The sequence below is a fragment of the Ancylomarina subtilis genome (assembly GCF_004217115.1).
Taxonomy (GTDB): domain Bacteria; phylum Bacteroidota; class Bacteroidia; order Bacteroidales; family Marinifilaceae; genus Ancylomarina; species Ancylomarina subtilis.
The window spans coordinates 1171594-1193646 of record NZ_SHKN01000001.1 but is presented as its reverse complement, the minus strand read 5'-3'; the positions used below and the strand labels follow the sequence as shown (position 1 = coordinate 1193646).

At 37.1% G+C, this 22053-nt stretch carries 17 protein-coding genes; 14 read left to right on the top strand and 3 right to left on the bottom strand.

Annotated elements, in window-relative coordinates; genetic code table 11:
* Positions 1-59 precede the first annotated feature (59 nt).
* Positions 60-1172 (top strand): hypothetical protein, encoded by a 1113-nt coding sequence (locus EV201_RS04885; RefSeq protein WP_130306264.1) that lies wholly within the window; start codon positions 60-62, stop codon positions 1170-1172.
* A gap of 81 nt (positions 1173-1253) precedes the next feature.
* Here the strand turns inward: EV201_RS04885 and EV201_RS04880 are convergent, their stop codons facing one another.
* A complete protein-coding gene (locus EV201_RS04880) occupies positions 1254-2168 on the bottom strand; it encodes a nuclear transport factor 2 family protein (protein WP_130306263.1) in 915 nt (304 codons plus the stop codon).
* 367 nt (positions 2169-2535) lie between these two features.
* On the opposite strand from EV201_RS04880, the gene EV201_RS04875 reads away from it, so the two are divergent.
* From EV201_RS04875 to EV201_RS16485, 11 genes are all read left to right on the top strand, one after another.
* On the top strand, positions 2536-3921 hold the full coding sequence (locus EV201_RS04875; RefSeq protein WP_130306262.1) for an MFS transporter: 1386 nt from the start codon (positions 2536-2538) through the stop codon (positions 3919-3921).
* A gap of 499 nt (positions 3922-4420) precedes the next feature.
* Complete coding sequence (locus tag EV201_RS04870) at positions 4421-5296, top strand: hypothetical protein (protein ID WP_130306261.1); 876 nt, start codon at positions 4421-4423, stop codon at positions 5294-5296.
* Positions 5297-5455: 159 nt separating this feature from the next.
* Positions 5456-6451 (top strand): PliI family lysozyme inhibitor of I-type lysozyme, encoded by a 996-nt coding sequence (locus tag EV201_RS04865; protein WP_130306260.1) that lies wholly within the window; start codon positions 5456-5458, stop codon positions 6449-6451.
* A gap of 217 nt (positions 6452-6668) precedes the next feature.
* Positions 6669-7682, top strand: a complete 1014-nt coding sequence (locus EV201_RS04860) for a hypothetical protein (protein ID WP_130306259.1) — start codon at positions 6669-6671, stop codon at positions 7680-7682.
* Positions 7679-9982: a hypothetical protein gene (locus EV201_RS04855; protein WP_130306258.1), complete on the top strand. Its 2304-nt coding sequence runs from the start codon at positions 7679-7681 to the stop codon at positions 9980-9982. Before EV201_RS04860 ends, EV201_RS04855 begins: the two co-directional genes overlap by 4 nt.
* A gap of 355 nt (positions 9983-10337) precedes the next feature.
* Complete coding sequence (gene tsaA, locus EV201_RS04850; RefSeq protein ID WP_130306257.1) at positions 10338-10817, top strand: tRNA (N6-threonylcarbamoyladenosine(37)-N6)-methyltransferase TrmO; 480 nt, start codon at positions 10338-10340, stop codon at positions 10815-10817.
* Between the two features lie 444 nt (positions 10818-11261).
* On the top strand, positions 11262-11954 hold the full coding sequence (locus EV201_RS04845) for a PH domain-containing protein (RefSeq protein ID WP_130306256.1): 693 nt from the start codon (positions 11262-11264) through the stop codon (positions 11952-11954).
* Between the two features lie 189 nt (positions 11955-12143).
* Positions 12144-12986 (top strand): helix-turn-helix domain-containing protein, encoded by an 843-nt coding sequence (locus EV201_RS04840; protein WP_130306255.1) that lies wholly within the window; start codon positions 12144-12146, stop codon positions 12984-12986.
* 91 nt (positions 12987-13077) lie between these two features.
* The gene (locus EV201_RS04835) at positions 13078-13629 is read left to right on the top strand and encodes a YbhB/YbcL family Raf kinase inhibitor-like protein (protein ID WP_130306254.1); all 552 of its coding nucleotides are present in this window, start codon (positions 13078-13080) and stop codon (positions 13627-13629) included.
* A 99-nt stretch (positions 13630-13728) separates the two neighbouring features.
* Positions 13729-14283, top strand: a complete 555-nt coding sequence (locus tag EV201_RS04830) for an REP-associated tyrosine transposase (protein ID WP_130306253.1) — start codon at positions 13729-13731, stop codon at positions 14281-14283.
* Between the two features lie 358 nt (positions 14284-14641).
* Positions 14642-16054 (top strand): exonuclease domain-containing protein, encoded by a 1413-nt coding sequence (locus tag EV201_RS16485; RefSeq protein ID WP_207224387.1) that lies wholly within the window; start codon positions 14642-14644, stop codon positions 16052-16054.
* A gap of 411 nt (positions 16055-16465) precedes the next feature.
* On the opposite strand, the gene EV201_RS04820 is transcribed toward EV201_RS16485, so the two are convergent.
* Positions 16466-17044 (bottom strand): hypothetical protein, encoded by a 579-nt coding sequence (locus EV201_RS04820; RefSeq protein ID WP_130306252.1) that lies wholly within the window; start codon positions 17042-17044, stop codon positions 16466-16468.
* A gap of 1302 nt (positions 17045-18346) precedes the next feature.
* Entirely contained in the window at positions 18347-20245 is a 1899-nt protein-coding gene (pepF, locus tag EV201_RS04815; RefSeq protein ID WP_207224386.1) for an oligoendopeptidase F, read from the bottom strand.
* Between the two features lie 210 nt (positions 20246-20455).
* Between pepF and EV201_RS04810 the strand changes: the two genes are divergently transcribed.
* Together EV201_RS04810 and amrS are read left to right on the top strand one after the other, a co-directional pair.
* Positions 20456-20890, top strand: coding sequence for an SRPBCC family protein (locus EV201_RS04810; RefSeq protein WP_130306251.1), 435 nt, complete (start codon positions 20456-20458; stop codon positions 20888-20890).
* Between the two features lie 133 nt (positions 20891-21023).
* Positions 21024-22025 (top strand): AmmeMemoRadiSam system radical SAM enzyme, encoded by a 1002-nt coding sequence (amrS, locus tag EV201_RS04805; protein WP_165389585.1) that lies wholly within the window; start codon positions 21024-21026, stop codon positions 22023-22025.
* Positions 22026-22053 lie beyond the last annotated feature (28 nt).

The window sequence follows — 22053 nt, the reverse complement described above, 5'->3', positions numbered from 1 at the left end:
CGAGAACCCCCTTCATCTTGATGATGAAGACTTTGGCCTTTTCTTCTAAATCCTGAACTATGAAAAAGATCTTCTTCATCTTAGTACTGGTCACGATTGTATGCGTTGTATTCGGGCAAGACAATAATCTAACTCGGGATATAAGGCCAAATATGAGTTTGCGAAAGGCTGAACCCTACACCATCGGTTTTTTTAATGGATTGAGTTTTCCTCAAGGGGAATTGAATATCTTTCTAAAAGATGGGTTTAATAGTGGTATATTAATTCATAAGCGGTTTGGTAAAAAGTTATCAATCGGTTTAAGTGCCAACTACAGTCAATACAATCACAAACAGCGTATCGGGCTTGATCAAACTCCCAGTCGTCACGAGTTAAGTACAACTTCTTTTGATATTGGTCCTCAATACAATTTGAATTTGGGCCGATTTTCTTTGGAATTTTATGGACGTTCCGGTTTGTCAATTGTGAATTCCCCACAGTCTTTTATGATGTATCCCGAAACGGATATCATGATTACCAGTTTAGAGGCCTACAAGAGCACTGCGCTTATGACCCGTTTGGGTGCTAACATGACCGCCAATATTGCTCAGGGGCTTAATCTTTATTTCAGTTCGGAATACCTTACCAGCATAAATAGTGATATGAATTATCAGACCCGGGATTTATCTGAAGCGATCAGTGCCGATGGAATTCTTGATTTGGATGCAGCGAACAAACTCCCTCTTCAGAATGAAAATCTTTCGTTATCGATGTTTAATGTGAATTTTGGTGTGCGAATTTCTTTTGGCGGGAGTCGTAAGCAAAAGATCAATCCCCTTTATAAGGATAATCCCATATCGGATATCGATCTTGAATACGAGACCGGACCTGTTGAAAGTCGCGACTGGTCTGAGTCTGATATTCAGAATAGAAGCAATAAATTGTTCGTAAATGCTCAGGATACGAATAAGGCCGTTCGAGTACATCATTCATCGGTGATGGTTCCTGCAGCTGATATGAGTATAAAACTCGTGGATTCAAAAGCGAATTCAAGTGATGAAGATTCCTTTGTCACTTTCCCCCGGGAGAAGCTTAAACTTAAAAGCAAAGCTCAAATTGCAAAGGAGAGAAGAAAGAAAAAACGAAAAGCGAGACGAGCAAAGCGATTAGAACGCTTAAATGCCTCCCGATAGCTAGGTTTAGCACATTTAGTAAGCCCCGCAACAGTTTGTTGCGGGGCTTATTATAACAGGGGTGTAACAATCTATCAAACCTTATTCATTAAATTGATTGCTGCTGTACCAAACAAACTCTCTGATGATTTTACCTTCTTTATTAAAGGTATAATCCAGCAAGTAGGGGACCTCAATTTTTTTATCTTTATCCCACTCGGTGTAGAGCCACCAGGAATACACCACATACTGATCATTTTTTGCATAATACATGCAATCGGGGTAGCCAATCTGTGTAATTTTGAATTTCGTTTCGGGTTGAAGAAACCTGCTTTTTTTCAGCATTTCCATCTGGTTTTCCAAATCAAGTGTTTTCCCAAATTTCATTGCTGAATTGCCAAAACGCGCTTTAGGATCGAAAAAACTCGCCCATTTATCCAGATCCTTTTCCCTGAAAGCATTCATCAACTTTCGAACTGTTACAATATAAGGGTGATTGATGTAGAGTTTCCCATTCTCTATTGTTCTTTGGCTGTTTCGAATTTCTTCGAACACATCATTGTTAAAATAATAATGAAGCGAAGTAATTTTACCATCCTTGTTAAAACTATACAAATGATGCACAGGTAAATCAAGATTAATTCCGGTTTCACGATGTGTGCCTGTAAGTTTGACCCAATCCTGTACCCAAAGGCCCGATCCTTTATAATCGATTGCATCGGGATAGGCGGGTTTGTCATCCTGAATCATAACATGGTCATAATTATCCCGGTAATAATTGATATAATTTACAGTTTGTTCTTTCGAAGAATTAACCATTTTACCATTTACAAATACCTTAACCGTATCCGACATAAAACTTAAAAAAGCATCGGCATCTCCGGCTTCAAATGCTTTCCAGAGTTCTCTGGTTTTGGTTATGGCCTCATGGTCGGAATACACGGTTCCACTTTTTTTCTGCGAAAAAGAAGTGGTGCTTAGAAACACACACAACAATAAAATACTAAAAGCTTTCATAAAAGTTGAATTTAAAAATGATAATGAAAAGATGTCCGCCACTGAGTGGGAGACATTAGAGGGATAAAAACCGCAGTTGATTATCAAGACATGGTTTTTAGGTTCTGATGATTAGCTTGTGAGTTTTGTTTATGATTTATAATTGAGAGGTCTGGCGATTTTATTAGGCATTATGTCCTAATATTGATCGCATAAAGAGGCAGGCTTTTTTGAGTCTAATCCTCAATTTACGAATCTTTTGTCAGATTGTCAATGCTTTATGAGATTCAGGCCTGAGCGGTTTGTTTCTATTTTATATTTATTTAATTTGTTATTGATTCTAAATTATGACCATTTAATTTCATTCATTTCTGATTGATTTAAAAGAATGCTCTGGACCAAAAATCAAATTTCGATAATGGGTATCGTCGCGGTGACCTCATTTATGGGGACTTTTCTGATCTCGTCGGTCAATATTGCCTTGCCTGCTATTGAAGAAAGTTTCCATCTTGATGCTGTGGCATTGAGTTGGGTGGTTACGGCTTTTTTGCTTTCTACGGCTATGTTTTTATTACCTGTTGGTCGTTGGGGCGATCTGAAAGGCATTCGGCGACTATTTAAAATGGGCGTGCTTATTTTCACTCTTTCGTCACTGGCTTGTGGTTTATCCGCTTCGGGATTTTGGCTTATTTTTTTCCGTTACATTCAGGGCATGGGCGCAGCCCTAACCAGTACTACCGGGCCCGCCATTTTGGTCTCGGCTTTTTCGCCCAAAAACCGGGGAAGGGTTTTAGGTATAGCTGTATCTGCAGTTTATCTAGGGCTTGCATTTGGCCCTTTCGCAGGTGGTTTTTTGACAGAATTTATAGGTTGGAGATCCATATTTTTTGTGGCTTCGGTATTGGGTTTATTCACTTCTTTACTAACCTTTTTCTTCCTGGGGAAAGACACAATTTTCGAGGCCCAAGGTAAAAGAACAGACCTAAAAGGGACTTTTTTTTACATGCTGGGGCTGGTCTTACTCGTTTATGGTTCGTCATTTATTCCTTCGGTATCCGGATGGTTGATGCAGGGGGGTGGGATATTGGCTCTTATTATTTTCTGGCTAATTGAAAATAAATCTGCAAGGCCGGTTATCGAAACCCGACTGTATACCCGTAATCGCTTGTTTGCCTATTCAAATTTGGCGGCTCTAATTAACTACAGTGCCACCTTTGCCATTATCTTTTTACTAAGTTTATATCTTCAAAAGATACAACGACTGTCACCCCGGGATGCGGGCATGGTTTTAATTGCTCAGCCTATTGTGATGGCCCTGTTTTCGCCATTGGCTGGCCGTCTTTCCGACCGCATTCAATCCCGTTATCTAGCCAGTCTGGGAATGGCTATGTGCACACTGGGACTGGTTGCTTTTGCATTTCTTTCGGACACTACGCCTATTGGGTTCATTGTTGCCATATTGATATGGGTTGGGCTTGGCTTTGCCTTTTTTTCATCACCCAATATGAATACCATTATGAGCTCTGTGGGAAAACACCAATACGGTTTAGCTTCGGGATCTGCGGCCACCATGCGGGTGATTGGCCAAATTGTAAGCATGACCATTGCCACCTTATTTTTTGCCGCCATGTTTGGCAATCAGTCTATTTTGGAGGTGCCCAACACCCTGTTTATGACTGCGATGAAATGGGGTTTTGTGAGTTTCTCACTGATTAGCCTTGCCGGCATCTACTTCTCCTTCAATCGGGGTAAAATAAATAGAGAGGCGCAATGATTGATTTAGTGCCGACTGATTGTCATAAATGACAAAATCGATGAGTCCTGTTTAAGGGAAGGGTGTGGGGTTAAATCAAAAAGAAGAGGAAATCTTAAGTTGAGGTCTCCTCTTTTTTGTGCTTCAAATTTTCTTATATAAAGCTTGCTAGCCTTGTGTCTTTGGTTTGTAAATGAGCCTTTCTTGTTTTATTATGTAGAGTCTTTCTATTTTGATTTGCTTTGTCGTTTTACCTCTTGTATAAATACTGTTTAATTCATATAATTTTTATTTTTGATAGCATTTCATTTATGAGTGTTCTCAACACTTTAGTCAGGTAATGAGAATGGGATTTGTTCAATGATATCTAATTCATTAAAGCCGTACAATATATAAGTTGTATGGGGTTGAGATAGGTTTTGTGGAATCCCTTTGGGGAACTTATGGGGATGTCGAGAAAAGAAATAAGAGGACAATCCTGTAGAAATGAAAAAGTAATTTTAGTTAATACAAATAAAAGATGTTTAAAAAGATTTTATTAATCAGTTTAATTTTTTTCCCATTCTGTATCTTTTCACAAATAATTGGGAAAGATACACGAACTATAAAACCCAGAGTGTACCTGATTGGATCCATTCATAATATGCATTTCAATCCTGATAAGAACTATTCTCTTAATGATTTGTTGGAACAAATTCGTTCGCTAAAGCCAGATTTAGTATGTGGAGAGATAACGCCTGATGCATTTAATCAAGCTATGGAAGGCTACTTTCCTCCTGAGGCGGCATTTTTGGCAGAGATGGCAAGTGAGTTGAACTATCGTTTTATACCTGTTGATTGGAGGCTCGATTTTGCGACTCAGACAATGGCTTATAATCATTATCCTCCTTCAGTAAAACAGCAACGCTTACAATTGGTGGATGAGTTGAAAGATAGAATGAAGGCTTCGAAAAAAACTTCGTTTTACGATACTTTGCACGATCAGGCTATTTTAAGTTTATTAGACTCCCTGTATGAAAAAATTATTGGACCTGATGCTCTTGCCGAAATTGCTGCCGGGAGCTGGCACGAACGTAACCGACGTGCCGTTGAGAATGGTTTGGCTAATAGGGGAGATGCCCGTACAATCGTTTTTGTTTTTGGTGTTGATCATGTCCCGCAATTGCAACACCAACTGAAAGCTTTGGGAATTGATGCACTAATAGCCCCGCGAATGTTTACGCCATCCACAACTTATAAGGTTTCGCAAGAGGTATTGGATAGATGGACGCGCAACCTCGAAAATTTGAAACGCATCCGGGATAAAAAGATAGACGTTTCGTTGGATAGTTACCAAAAAGTAATGGATAGCAAGCGCATTGAAAATCTTGAGGAAGCCATTCAAAAATCACGATGAGAAAAAGCTACGTCTTGAATATATCGAATGGCAGGAATTGAATCGTGTAAAAGCCTTAATTGCGAATTTATCCATGAGAATAAGTTCGAATAATGTTTAAATTTGAGGGGAAATAAGTTTCGGCTTAGATATTAACTTCATTAGCAAATAGAACGGATTATGATAAGATTAAAAACAATTGTTGTGACGACAGCTTTAGGCCTAGTCGTTCTTGGTGGATGTAAAAATACAGTTCAAAAGAAAGGAAAAGGCAAGTTTGAAAATCAGACTGATAAGGAGCAAAGTGCAAATATATACGGGAATTATGTTTCGGATGGTTATGTCAATAGAAATGAAGGTTACGACTGGGTGGCTGTTTCGATAAAGCAAGCCGGAGAAAATAAGATTAGTCTATCAGTTCGTTCACGAGCTGATAAAAAGAATCCGACCTGTACGTTTGATGCTATATTTTTCAAGCAGAACGATAATCTCTACCAAACTCGTGTTGACGGGAAAGAGGTGTTGCTCACGATTCAGAATCAAAGCATAAAGCTGAATACTAAAGATCCCGCGGATAGTGGTGTTTTGTTTTTTTATTGCTCGGGAGGTGCAAGCCTCGCAGGTGAGTATACCAAAATAGATGGAGAGCTGGATCGCAGTCAGATTGATAAAACTTTGTTTTCAAAATTCCTCGAATTGCAAGGTGTTGCATTTAGAATCTCATCGGTACAAAATGATTCGTGCCGGATGCTTAGCATTGTCCCTTTGGGATTGGAACTGGACAATAGTGTTGAAAATATAGAGATTGACGGGCGAGTGATTGATGCTGAAATTGAAGATTTGAATTCAGATGGTTCGCCGGAAGTGTTAATCTATACCTGTTCAGATGGGAGTGGAAGTTATGGTGATGTGATTGCTTATTCGGTGAATAATAAAAAATCGATGAGTCGAATTTATTTTGAACCCGTTGCTCAGAATACGAAAATCAAGCTAGGGTATATGGGGCATGATGAGTTTGCTCTTGTTGAACGTTCATTGGTACAGCGTTTCCCTATATACAAGGATGGCGATTCCAATGCCAATCCGACTGGAGGAATGAGACAAATTGCTTACGAACTTGTAGATGGTGAGGCATGCAGACGGTTTGTTGTGAAGCAGATGAGTGAATATAAATAGGGGACCTGCTTGCTTCGTTAGGTTCTGATACGATAAAGAATATAGCTGTGCTTGATCAAGCACAGCTTTTTTTGTGTGGAGGAATTGGCTGGAAGCATTGTTTGTTATTCTACTTTTCATAAATTTGCAAGTCTAATTGGATATCTCCAATACGATACGCCAGACTTTGCTGTAGTCCTGGGTTTGGTTCACACAGAATGCCTTAATAAATTGAACAATGAAAAGAAATACGTTTTACATTTTCATCCTTTTACTGCTTGCCATTTCTTGCTCCAAAGAAAAGGTGATCAAAAAGGATATTGCTTTTTACCATTGGAAAGCAAAAGCTGATTTTACAAAAGCGTATAGCGAGGCGATTGAATCGACAGAAGCGAATACGGTTTATATGCACTATTTTGATATTGAGCCTTTAGCAAAAGTCAATTGGTACGATGATGGTATCTATCCAACTTATGTCTTGAAATCGGTAGCAAAAGACTATCAACATATGGATATTGTACCTGTTGTGTACATTGCCAACCCTGTTTTTAAAACGGACGATTTAGATGTCTCAAAACTATCTAAAAAGATTGCGAAGCTTATCGATCAAATCAGTCAAAAACAGTTCAATAGAAAAATTAAACACATTCAGCTTGATTGTGATTGGACAGAAACAACACGTGCTTCCTATTTCGAACTATTAAGAACACTGAAAAACGACTTTACAATTGATGTTACAATACGTTTGCATCAAATCAAATTTAAAGAGCGAACAGGTGTCCCACCCGTAAATGCAGGAACGTTGATGTTGTATAATATGGGTGATTTGAGAAATAAAGCTCAGAATTCGATTCTCGAAAGTTCTATTGTAGGTCAATATATCCATGCAGAAAGTACATACCCGATGGCATTAAAAATAGCCTTACCCTTATTTTCGCAGACGGTTGTCACCAACAATAACAATAAGATCAAGCTGATTAAAAATACCCACAGAGAGGTGTTGGAAAATGATCCGCATTTTAAGCAAATCAATTCAAATAATTTTAAAGTTATGGCAGATACGCTTTACAAAGGCTTTTATCTTGCCCAGGGCTACAATCTGAAATTGGAAGATGTTAAGCCATCTGAAATAAGCGATTCCTACAAGCTGATTAAAGCGAGTAAGCTGAATACCCAAGGCATCATTTTTTATCATTTGGATGACCTTTCTTTATCAAATTATGACTTAAATAATACAATTGAGAAATTATGAAAAAGCTCCTAACTTATATATTCCTATTGATTTCATCCCATGTTTTTGCCTGTGGAGGCGGCGCTTGGGAGGGAATGAGTTTTTATAACTTATTTAAGCAAACCAATATTGCAGCAGAGGAATTTTATCCTTTCCTGAGAAGTGAATACAGCGCTTTTTACGGCGAGGATTTTTATTATGGACAAGATAAGCCGATTGTTTATCCCAAAGGGAATGTGGATTTATGGCAACAGGTGTTGATTGGTTGGGATACCCGGGATATTGAAAAGGCGGTTTACGAATTCGATAAATTTGATTGGTCGAACAAGACTTCGGAAATAGAGACGAGTGCGAAAACTTATCTGGCCTTTGCCAATAAGTGTTCTAATGCCTTCAGCTACAGAACCCGATTGAATTCGTGGGATTACGATGAGGTGTTGGAGAAAGAAACGGTTGACGAAGCCGCTTTGCTTGAAGAGGCGAATTTACTATTGAGTGAGGTGAGCAATCAGCAATTGCGAATGCGTTATTATTACCAGATGATTCGAATTATGCATTATTCGAAAGACTGGTCATCTGCTGTGAGTTTTTACGAAAGACAAGTTGAAAACCAATTGCCTAAGAACGAGATGTATTATTATATCAGCGATCAGGCAGCCGGCTGTTATTACTCACTCGAAAATTACGAAAAGGCGGCCTATTTGTTTACCAAAGTTTTAAATAAGAGTAGGGACAGGAAAAAAGCAGCTTTCTCAAGCTATAATTTTTGTACGTATAAGCATGCCGAGGGAAAATCTCTTTTTAAGGGTATAGATGATGAGAAGGACCTTTTGCTCATAACGAGTTTGCGCAATTTTACGGATGAAATTAGCAATATAAACCGTTTTATTGAACTGGATGCTCAAGACGAAAGAGTGGAGCTTCTTTTTATGCGTGCCCTAAATAATGTGGAACGCGAGGTGTGGCCCAAAGATATTGGTGTGCGAGATCAAAGTTTGCCCTTTTACGGAAACACGAACATCCATATGGATCTGTTAAGAATTGCCGAGCAGCAGGTGGTTAATCCAAGGGTTAAGAATAAAGCCTTTTGGCAACTGTCAAGTTCCTATTTGTCATTTATTAAACAAGATATCGCAACTGCAAAAGCAAAGCTCGCTAAAGTTGATGCTTTTCCTGAACAGAAGGAAAAATTAGCCCTTATTTACGAGGTTTTCAGTTGGGACAATTTGACCGCTGAGAATGAAAACGTCTTGGCTAAAATATTAGCAGATCATCCTAAAAATACGGATTGGAGATATGAAAATGAAAATGATTGGCGTCGTATGATTTTAGCGAAAGTTGCGCATACCTATTATAAAAACAACAAGCTCGCCAAAGCATTTTTGGTTCATAATACGCTAGAGAATGTGAATCAGATTAATTCCATAGAACTGCTCGATGCTTTAGAGGGCTTTTATAATCAAAGCGATAAAAGTGCGTATGAAGAAGTCTTGTTGAATCATAAAGCAAATGCATCTACCAATTTTATGGATTATGTGAATGATCAGAAGGGGATCTATTATTTATATCAAAAAGACCCGGAATCGGCACTCGAATTTTTCAATAAAAACGAAACCTATGAAGGTCGTTCGATGATTCCCGCCAGCATTTTCAGTAATAATATTAAAGAATGCTTTAGTTGTCCTGTTGAAGATATCATGAAAGATGAGGTGTATAAAGCCGATGTGTTTTCGTTTATACAAACCAACTTTTCAAGAAAGGATCTGGCCAGGAATTTAATCGAATTGGAAAAATTGACGCATAACGAAAAGCAATGGAAAGCCAAACTTGCCAATTACCTCTTGGGGAACTACTATTTTAATATTTCAAATACGGGTTATTACAGGGGCTTATTAAGAAATAAGGGGAATTGTTGTCAGTATAACTACATGCATTATTTTTATTACTCAGAGAGAAAAATCAGCAAGGAGATTATTGCACAAAGGAAAGGTTATAATCTGTTGGATATTCGTTATTATGGTGAAAAGTATTTCGATTTAAGCAGCACAGCCATGCAGTATTATCAGAATGTGATTGATATGTCGACTGATAAGGAGTTGAATGCCCGTTGTTTGTATCTGATGGCCAAGTGTGAGTTAAATACCTATTACAATTTGGGTAGCAAGGATGAGCTCAGCTTTAAAATATCGAAGTATTACGATTTGAAATTACCGAATTATAAAAGTTTTAAGATTCTGAAAGAATCGTATTCTGATACCAGGTTTCATGAAATGATTATCAAAGAGTGTAGCTATTTCAGACTGTATAGTTCACAATTTTAATCTTATTTTGTGTGATTGTCTAAAATAGATAATCAGTTCATAATTAAGAGCTTGTTCAAATAGTAAAATAGGCTACTAGTCAACGACTTTACCCTTAAATTCCCTAAAGGGAAGTCGTTGAAATTCAGCTTCCCTTTAGGGAAAGAGTGTAAGAATGAATTTTATTTTGGATTCTCTCTTTTTTAATGCATATTTTGAGTAGTCTTAAATAAGTTCCTCGTTCGTTTGAGTTAATTATGCCCGAACGAGCGATCAACTAGCATTATAAGGGGGATCGTTAGCGAAAATTGTCAAACAGCAATCTGGCAATTAAATAAACGACTATTTGAATTTATAAAGATGTAATTTTAGAACAATGTCGATTATCATAGAACCAATAGGGATAATTCATACGCCTTTTAAGACAAAGGAAGGCATGCCAATTCAATCAAAGGGAGCGAAGGGAATAAAAGGGCAAATCAAGTTAAAAGATGAACTTGTTCCTGGATTGACAGATCTTGATGGATTTTCACATGTAATTTTGATTTATAATTTTCATAAATCGAAAGGGTTCGATTTGCTGGCGACACCTTTTCTTGACAATCATCAACGTGGAATTTTTGCGACAAGAGCACCCCAAAGACCTAATTCGATTGGAATTTCAGTTGTTCGATTATTGAAAATTGAAAATAATATACTTGATATTGAGAATGTTGATATGCTTGATGGTACACCTCTTTTAGATATAAAACCATACATTCCTGATTTTGATATTCACAAAACAGAAAAAAATGGATGGACTGAAAATAAGACCGATAATTTGAACGAAACCAAATCAGATAGTAGATTTGAATAAAAAACGTTCCTCCCGCTAGTAGGGACTAGATCCGCTGAACTCCCCGCATTCCTTGCATAATACGCTTCAACACCTTTTACCCTTAAATGCCCTTAAGGGAAGTCTTTGAAATTCAGTCCCCCCTTTAGGGGAGGGGGTAAGGTTTTTCTTCACCCCTGCATCAAACAATCTTCTGCAAGTCCCAAAAAGAATACGATTCACTACTGAAAATCGATTTTCTGTGCTGAAATGCAAGCTCGAAGCAGCCTAAGCGTGATATACAGGGATTCTCTTATACTGTTATAAACATCTTGATGATTTTAAGCGAATGATAAATTATTTATGCTTAATATTTACTAAGTTTGAGAAAGGTATAATAGAATACCACAAAGCTGTATAATATATGTTTCTAATGGAAATATAGTACAGGTTTTGTGAATACATAAACAAGTTGGCAGTAATATTATGAAGACACTTAAGCTAAAGACATATATAGTTTTGATTTTTATCACAAGCATCTTTGTATCTGGAGGATTGTTGGGATATGGAATTTATTTTGCAATTACAAGACCGGAAGATATGACTGATGCTAGATATATCTTTGCATCTATATTCGTCCTTTTTGTTTTAGGACCACCGATTTTTATGACAATAACTTATTATTTAGAAGAATTCAAGAAGTCTGTAACTCTATATGAAAATGGAAATAAGATTGTCATCAAAAATAATAATGAAGAATTCATAATAAATAGGGCCGAGATACTTGATTCATACCACGTGAAAGTTGATGAGCATAACGGATTAAGATATAAATTCTCAGAATTCGAATATATTTTGATAGTTCTTAAAGGAGGAAGGCGGGTATTCATAACAAACTTTCTTTGCAAGCCCGATAAGATACTTACTTTCTTAAGATTAAAGCCAAATATGATTTACACTAATGTTCCTTTCATCAATAGAAGGTTAGGTGAGCAATATTTGACTCCTAAAGAATTTGATAAAAAAGTTAATGAGTTTTCAGAAATTTTCAGAGACAAAAAAGAAGAAGATTTAATTAAAATATGCAAACAGACTAATGTTTATGCTGATTATGCTATTAGGGCTGCGAGACAACAATTAAGGGAAAGGTGTGGAAATACTACTGCCAACAAAAGCTAAATTTCATGGGCGGTGACGAGTAGCTTGAAAGTTAGTTCAATTAATAAACACCAGCAAGCCAATTCAATTGGTTTGCTCAAAACATGAATACGTTAATTAAATCGGCTTGCTTCTTTAGCGGTTTGAAAGGATAACTCTTTTAAATCGCCCACGAAACTTAGCAAGACCGTTAGCACCAATACTAAAGAAATGAAAGCAGTTACTATTCCTAAAGATATTATTCCCATCAAAAATGGCTTACCTGAAATCAATTTGGTAGATTATCGTAATTACAACGACGATATAAAAAACAGAGTCTTTTTTAAACAAAATGTGATAAGCTTTCTGATTGAAGGGCATAAAGAAATTTTTCATGAGAAAGAGCCCGTTTCCATATCAGAAGACAAGTTTGTTATTGTCAATGCTTCAAACTGCCTAATGACTGAAAAAAGGTCAAACCTGACCAAGAGTTATAACAGTATTTTATTAACCTATAGTAATGAATCATTAGTGGCATTTAAAACAAAATACAAAAACTTAATCTCAAATACACACGAAACCACTGGAATATTGGTACTTAAACACGACTTATATACACTGAATTTCAGGGCTTCACTAAAAACATTATTATCAAAAAATAAAACTACCCCACAAGAATTACTACAGTTAAAATTTGAAGAGATTTTGATTTACCTGTTAAAGACCTATCCTAATGAGTTAAATTCTGTACTATCCATAACCTATTCCAATTACGAATTAAATTTCAAGAACATTATTCAAAACAATATTACATCAGGGCTTAGTATCGAAGAGTTTGCATTCCTTTGCAACCAAAGCCCTTCAACATTTAAAAGGCATTTCCAAAAATACTACGGAACCACACCAAAAAAATGGCTATTAGCAGAACGTTTGAAAATTGCCAAATCATTGTTAGAGAATGGAAAAAAGCCATCTGAAATATTCTTTAAAGTAGGATATAAAACACTCTCTAATTTTATTAAAGCATACAAGACCTATTATGGGATTACACCAAAACAACAAGCAAACATATGACCTTATAGGAATACTATTTGAACTTAAATCTATTGACCTATAATGTAAATTTGCATCGATAAATAAATTTTCAACTTTAAATTTAAACATTATGAGAGCAATAGTATTTTCAATAATTTTTGTACTAACATCGTCAGGCTTGATGGCTCAGACATTTACCTTAAAAAGTAAGGATGTGGGAGGTCAGGTGACAGAAGCACAGGTTTTTAACAGTTTTGGATGTGTAGGAAAAAATATTTCGCCCCAATTGTATTGGGAAAATGCACCAGAAAACACACAAAGCTTTGCCATAACCATGTACGACCCCGATGCCCCAACAGGCAGTGGATGGTGGCACTGGGTAGTTTTTGATATTCCGAAAAATGTTTCCGAAATAAAATCAAATGCAGGCAATCTAAGTAGTAAATTAATGCCCCAACAAGCCATTCAGAGTAGAACCGATTTCGGAGGCTACGGATATGGCGGTCCTTGTCCGCCACAGGGAGATGGGTTTCACAAATACGAAATTACCATATATGCCTTAAGTGTTGACAAACTGGGATTGGAGAAAGATGCAAACCCTGCTTTGGTTGGTTTTTACCTGAACTCGAAAACCATAGAAAAAGCTACCATTACCATGTATTTTAAACGAGATGAAAATTAACCCCCGCTCCCGCACGATTGCATCGTGTGGTTTGTGAAGGATATGTGGTAGGTAATGCAATTAAGTATTAATGATTAACTGTTTAGTGTAAATTCTACTATGAGTCGTAATTATAAATTTTATAATCCGGAGGGAGTTTATTTTATAAGCTTTGCAGTAGTAGAATGGCTGGATGTATTTACTAGAAGCGAATACAAAGACATCATAATTGACAGTTTGCATTATTGTCAAAAGCATAAGGGGATGGATATTTTTGCTTGGTGTATCATGACTAATCATGTTCATTTAATTTTTAGAAGTGCAGATGGTCAAAAGCCAGAATTGCTTTTAGGAGATTTTAAGCGATTCACGAGCAAGGCGATAGTGGAAGCAATAAAAAATAACAATAGGGAAAGTAGGAAAGAGTGGTTATTAGAGCAATTCCTAAAAGCGGGAGCAAAATCTTCTAACGTAAAGAAGTATCAATTTTGGAGACACGATAATAAACCAATCGAGTTGTGGAGTAATAAAGTGTTTGATGAGAAAATAAATTACATACATAACAATCCAGTTGAGGAAGGTTTGGTCTCTTATCCTGAAGACTATGTATATAGTAGCGCAAGAGATTATAGAGGAGATAAAGGGGTATTGAATGGAGTAATTGTAGTGATGTAGTAACCACACGATGCAATCGTGCGGTAGCGGGGTGGGTAAGGTTTTTCTGCACCCCTGCATCAAACAAGCTTCTGCAAGTCCCCAAAAGAATACGATTCACTATTGAAAATCGATTTTCTGTGCTGAAATGCAAGCTCGAAGCAGCCTAAGCGTGATATACAGGGATTCTCTTATACTGTTATAAACATCTTGATGATTTTGAGCAAATCATAAATTATTTATGCTTAATATTTACTAAGTTTGAGAAAGGTATAATAGAATACCACAAAGCTGTATAATATATGTTTCTAATGGAAATATAGTACAGGTTTTGTGAACACATAAACAAGTTAGCGAGCATTATAAAAAACCAAACAACATGAAATATTTAGCATTAGATGTTGAAACCGCAAATGCAGATTATTCAAGTATCTGTCAAATTGGAATTGCGGAATTTGAAAACGGAAAAGTCATTAATAAATGGAGTTCATTAATTAATCCTGAATCATATTTTGACCCGTTTAATATTTCTATTCATGGCATTAAAGAATCTGATGTTAAAAACTCCCCGACTTTTGATACAATCTACGAGGAAATTAGAAATCGTCTGGAAGAAAAAATTACTGTTCATCACATGCCATTTGACAGAGTTGCATTAAACAGAGTTTGTGAAGAATATCAACTACCACCAATAAAAACAAAATGGCTGGACTCAGCTAAAATAACAAGACGAACCTGGGAACAGTTTGCATACAAAGGATACGGATTAAAAAATATCGCAGACTTTTTAGATATAACATTTGAACACCACGATGCACTTCAAGATGCAATTGCAGCAGGTTTAGTAGTAGCAAATGCATGTTTAATTAAAGAAATGTCAATTGAAGATTGGTTCCAAAGAATTGGAATGCCAATAAATCAAAGCACTTCAAAATCTGACTATTCAGCATCAATAAAACAAGAAGGAAATCCAGAAGGTTCTCTTTTCGGAGAAAATTTGGTTTTTACAGGAGCATTATCGCTACCAAGAAAAGAAGCTGCTGGTATTGCAGCCAAAATAGGTTGTAATGTTTTAAACTCAGTTACACAAAAAACCACGATTTTAGTTGTGGGAACGCAAGATTCAACAAAATTAGCTGGTTACGAAAAAAGTTCAAAACACAGAAAAACTGAAGAACTTATAGGAAAAGGAAAACTAATTAAAATTTTGTCCGAGAAAGATTTTATTAAAATGTGCAATGATGAAGACAAAGATTTAAATATTGAAATTCCAATTGCATCTTCAATTCAAAAAGAAACAAAACATTCAACGCAAAAAAATCAATCCTTAACAATTGAGATAGATGTAACCGAAAAAATCGCAGAGGCTTTTAATGGATTATCAACTGAACAAAAAGAACTGTTAGTCGAAACAAGTAAAAAAGAACAAGAGTTTTTAGATAGTATTCCTGAATTCAATCACGATGATAAAAGAAATTTTGGAAATAATTTTCAGAAACAATTAGAAAAGATTGAAGCTGTTTATGAAGATTTTAAGATTGAATCGTACGAAGATGATGATTTAGAGATACTTTTCACCATTGAATCCGAAATTGACCAATTGACAGAAATGAATTTCGATTTAATGAAAAACAAAATCACAATAAGTGAATTTTACGAGCAACTTGATAGTTCTGTAGATTTTATTGAATCTGACTTAGAAGAAGAAGACTATCCTAAAAAGGTAAAAAAGTTTGCAAAGACAATATTAAAAGAGCTAAATAAAGCGAAAGAGAAAATAACGACTCGCTAACAAAATGTAAATGTAATGCGGGTTTCAGTGGGCAATCCAACTGTTTCGCGTTGATGTAACACCGCCAATTCGTCTTTGACGATTGACGGAAAATTTGAAATTATGAATAAACGAATTGGCTCCATGCGGTTTTGAAAGTTTCCAACTTTTAATCCCGCACTCCACTTACATAAACCGTTGCGCCCTCTACCAGTGCATAATTAGTTTCGCCAAGCTTCCTTCGGTCGGTTTTATCGCGTACATTGATTAAAATATGGAATTCAGGTTCGACCTTAAGTTGATTAAAAAGACGCTCCCTCCAGTCCTGATACTGGAGGGAGCGTGCTTATAAGCCGAAGCTTACCAGAGGATGAAAATGCCGGCAGCCTGTTTTTTCTCTGTCGGAATTTTCGCAGGATGAACCAAACCGCCTTAGTTTTGTGAGGTCAATACCAGTTCTTGTAGAGTTTCATTACCCGGATGATCAAAGGCTTTAACAACAACTTTATCTCCGGCATATTCTGCATTGGCAACACTGGCAGCATAGTGCCATTCATAAGGATTTCCATTGGTGCTGGCCATGCCTTTTTCCACCAGGCTGCCATCGGCATGGTAAATTTCAACAGCAACTTTCTCTACCTCAAGATCATCATAAGCTTCTATAATGATCTCATCGCCAATCTCACCATGATAGGCATTGGCATTAAGTGTTTCGATAACAGGTGGTCGCAGATAATCTTGAACGGCCAAATTGTTCGGATTATTAAAGCCCTTGTTTTTTGCCATGATACGATATTTTTCCCCAAATACGGGATCGGCCATCTGAGTTTTGGCATAATGGGCCGCCCTGGTAAATAATTTTCGCTGGTCGACCTGTTTTTCACTAATGATACCCGTGTGAGTTGGGCTGCTTGTCACAACCGTTTTTCCATTACTTTGTCTAAAAACTAAATTTTTACCGATCTTACCACTTAAGCCATCGGTTACGATGTTTTTCTTTACTATTGCCATAATAAATTAATTTTAAAGGGAATAATACAAACGCAGTTTGGTCTTAAATTTTAAACCCCTTAAAATCATGTGAACGGATTAAAATCTATGACCAAGTTCTGATTATTTTATTTGAATGGCAAGGTTTTTCCTCTTCGATATCGAAGATAAACAGGTCAGAAATAAAATATTAAACCTATTTCTATTGAACAATAGAATGAACGGTCTAGCAAGATTGTAGCTTCGGGGTAGCTTCGGTGTTTCTTCGATGTAGCTTCGAAGAAGCACTATTCGGGTTTTAGAAACATAATAATTGAGTTGTGTGTATTGTTTTATGTAAATTATTTTAAATGTAGATTTTTTTCTCCAATGTGCTTATTTAGTTGTGTTCTAAATAAAAAAATGCCCGTATTGGTGTGTTTTGTCCTAGGTAAAGAGGTTAAATTTCGAGAAGATCAATAGGGAAATCTTCATCTAATTGTTAAAATTAATTGGTTTTATGTCAAATATAGTGGGTGAAGTTTAAACGATTAAATTAGGACTGTTTTCTATAGCTGGAATTATTGAGCATTGATTTAAGAGATCTTATAAACCCAATGAATGATTAGTAAAACCGGGAAGTTCCGAGCTTGCCGAGGAAATCACCCGGCTGCACTTATCATACAGGCAGTTTTAAGATTGAAAAAATCGTGGCTCTTGAATTTTTGGTTCTTTTGTTTCAAGACAAAAGAACAAGTGAAAAATGCTTTGAAAATAATGGATCAAGTTAAAAAAATGATGGAGATCTAAAATAAATGAATCTTAAATTTAAGTCATGGATTCCAATAAAGATCATTACCAATTAATACGAATCATTTACAAAAGCAGGGTTAAATATATTTTTAGGTTTAAACGTAATTTATAGGATTTTGTTTTAACTATTCGCTAGAGCCGCTGGGCTCATATTTTTTATTCACTCATAATTGAACGGGTGTTCATGAACTCACTTCGTTCGGTTGGTACTTTTTTTTGACTTCGTCGATTTTCAATTCAAGCAAAAAGTACAAGAAAACTAAAGTTTATACGTGAGTTAAGTCAGGCTAAACCTCCTTGGTTTCTGTACAACATTTTGTAGCCCGCCTTACGGCAGGCTGACAAAGTACGCTCCAAGCATTTTATGAAGATTTCTCCCTTATAGGGAATCTGAAGGATCACAAACACCTTTGATTTAAATTTGAACGTGAGTAAATGCCGAAGGCAGAGGGTGTATTTCTATACAATGAGGAGCATAAAAAAAGGCAGCCCCTTTCAGAGCTGCCTTTACCTATTTCGAGTAGGTTGGGACTATTTTTCTAATTTTTCAATTTCGATAGCCAATTGATCAACCAATTTATCGAGTTGGTTGATAACGGCTAAAATTGCTTCAGGTTTCGACAAGTCGACACCCGCTTTTTTCAATTGCTCCATTGGGAAATCGTTTCCACCTGATTGCAATAAAGTTGTGTAGCGCTTTAAAGCTGCTTTCTTATCTTTCTTGCTTCCTGTTGTCACATCGTTGTACAATTTGGCCGATGATGCAAAACAGGTTGCATATTGGTAAACGTAGTATGGTGAGTTGTAGAAGTGAGGAATACGAGTCCATGGGTAGTTTGAGTATTTTGTTTTCTCAGCAACATCACCGTAGTATTTTTGTGCAATATCACCCCAAAGCTTGGCAAAGATATCCGCATTTACAGGTTGGTCCTTTTCCACCATTGTGTGCGCCTGATATTCGAAATCAGCAAACATGGCTTGTGCATAAAAGGTTCCAATAATACCCTGAATAGCTTGGTTCAAAAGGGCAATACGTTCCTTAGGATCTTTCGTGATCTTCATCATATGATCCAGTAACAAACGCTCGTTGAACGTTGAAGCCACCTCAGCAACAAAGATTGTATAATTGTGTGTAGCGAAAGGTTGCGTTTCGTTTGATAGGGTTGTGTGCATGGTATGCCCCAGCTCGTGAGCTAATGTAAACACATACTCCAGAGTTTCGTCGTAGTTCAATAGCATGTATGGGTGTACACCATAAACACCTGCTGAAAAAGCACCACTGCGTTTGCCTGGGTTCTCATAAACATCTAACCAACCGCTGGCAGTGGCATTCTCCAATTTAGCCTGATAGTCTTTCCCCAAAGGCAGTACTGATTTTGTTACAATTTCAACAGCCTCTTCGTATGGGTAAGTTTTATTGAAATCAACCAAACTCATCGAACCATCAAATCCGTAATATTTTTCAAGGCCTAAAACCTTCTTACGAAGCTTGGTGTATTTTTGTACCGGCGCTGTGTGTTCTCTAACGGTATTGATTAGGTTCAAATACACATCTTTAGGAATGTTGTTGCCTTCCAAAGAAGCATCCAAGCATGATTCGTAGTTGCGAGCACGAGCGTTAGCCCATTCTGACTGCATGATACCCTGATAGATTGCAGCGTAGGTATTTTTGTTTTTGTAATACACATCGTAAAGCGCTTCGTAGGCTTTCTTACGATCTTCCTGATTTTTGTTTGTGCTGGTGATATGAGAATACATACCCGGTGTTACTTTCACCGTTTTTCCGTCAGACAATTCAATTTCCTGAAATTCGATATCAGTGGTTGAAAGAGCCGTAAAGACATCGCCAGCTGTTCCTGATGATTGTGAAAAGAAGGATACCAAACGACCCATTTTTTCATTCAACACATGCTTCTGCATACGGTACATATCCATCAAGTCGAAAGCATGAGGTTTCAAAGCCGGGGTTTCAGCAATCCACTGCTTCATTGTCGCCTCAGGAATCTGAATCATTTCAGGTGAAATCCAGGTTGTTGCCATTCCCATATTTGCAAAGAACATACCCACCTGCTGCAATTTAGCCTGAAGATCCATGTTTTTTCCATCAACAGTCGATTGGAATGAAACGAATTGATACACCTTATAAGCCTTTTTCATCAGGTTTTCCTGAACCGTAAGAAGGCTAACCAAATTATCAACATTTTCGCCCAACTTTCCTTTTAGAGATTGTATGGCCTCAATATCTTTTGACATTGATTTAAAATCAGCCTCCCAGGCATCCCAGTTCTCGTAGATATCAGAGAAGTTCCATTTGTATTTAGCCGGAATTTCTTCGCGGGTCTTATAGCTGACCTGAGCTGTAGCTTGTAAACACATGCTTGCAGCCAAAAGTGTCAAAATAACACCGCCTTTAAGTTGTTTAAAGTTCATATTGTTTGTTTTTTATTTAGATTCTGATCTCAAAGATATAGACATAGGCGTTGAAAAACATCGTTGAACTTATCCAAAAAACGGAAAATCGATTATGAACTGAATATACCGGATGAAAGGATCATCTGACTCTATGAAATAAATGCGATTTTGAGTGATGGTTGGCACAAAAAGAGTTAAATTGAAGTATTACACATAAAACCTGGATTTATGACAGAAATGAATAGCCGAATTATCGTGGAGCAAAATTTTTCCGTACCTCTGAGTCAGCTTTGGAAGGCCATTAGTGAGCCGGATCAGATGAGGCAATGGTTTTTTGAGAACATTGAAGATTTTCAGCCTGAAGTTGGTTTTCAAACCCAATTTAATGTGAAATCCGGAGAAAGAAATTTTAAACATTTGTGGAAACTCACCGATGTTGTTCACTTGGAAAAGATTGTTTATTTGTGGCAATACGAAGGGTATGAAGGGGAGGCGATTGTTTGTTTTGAGACTTTCATAAACGAGGGTGGGTCCAGTTTGCGTGTGAGCCATTTTGTAACAACAGGTTTTGACCAATCGATTCCTGAGTTTAGGAGAGAAAGCTGTCAGCAAGGCTGGGAATATTTCATTAAAGATCGGTTAAAGGCATTTTTGGAGAATTAGAATCAATCAAGACGCCTCATATCATATAAAAACACACTTTTCTGCAAGAATAAAATAATAATCCGCAATCAGCTTCCTTTACTTGAAACCCTGAATCTTTTCCATTCGTATAATATTAAGTAAACTTTTTGTTGTGGAAAGAGCCTTATATTACGAAACCTTAAGCGATCAGAGGGTGCGATGTACCCTTTGCCCTCATTATTGCTCCATTTCTCAGGGGCAAAGGGGGAACTGTAAGGTCCGCATGAATCGGGATGGCATCCTGTTTACCGATGTTGACGGAAAATATTCGGCCTTAAATCTGGATCCAATTGAGAAAAAGCCTCTTTATCATTTTTATCCCGGAAGCGCCATACTATCTCTTGGAACGAAGGGCTGTAACCTGAGATGTACGTTTTGTCAGAATCACGAGATGTCGCAGGCTGTACCAGGTGAATACCCTTATATGAGACTGTTGTCAGATGAAGAAATTCTGGAGATGGCCAGTGAAAGTCCCAATTGCATCGGTCTGGCCTATACGTATAACGAGCCGACTGTGTTTTTTGAATCGATGATTAGCTTGGCCCGAAAGGTAAAACAGGAGGGTTTGCAGAATGTTATGGTTACCAATGGATACATTAATTCGGATCCCTTAGACGAACTGTTGGAGTATATCGATGCTTTTAATATCGATTTAAAGGCTTTCAGGAGAGGTTTCTACAGGAAATACACCCATTCGCAACTGGACCCGGTTTTGGGGACATTGAAACAGGTGCGTAAAAGCGGAAAACATCTGGAAGTCACGCATCTGCTCATTCCGGAATTAAACAGTGATGCTAAAGTATTTGAAGAACTTGTGGCCTGGATTGCAGGTGAATTGGGATCGGATACCGTTTTTCATCTTTCACGTTATTTTCCGGCTTATCTGTTGTTGAACGAACCCACACCCCTGGATTTGTTATACCGTTTTTATGATATTGCCAAAGAACATCTGAATTATGTGTATTTGGGTAATGTGAATACCCGCTTCGGAAGCGATACCTCTTGTTTGCATTGCGGGCAGACTTTGGTTCGTCGTTTCGATTATAGGGTTGAGGTGACTGGATTGGAAAAGGGGCGTTGTACGACCTGTAAAAATCAGATTTTTGTTTGTTGAGATTGTGAATGCTATAAAATAAGTGATG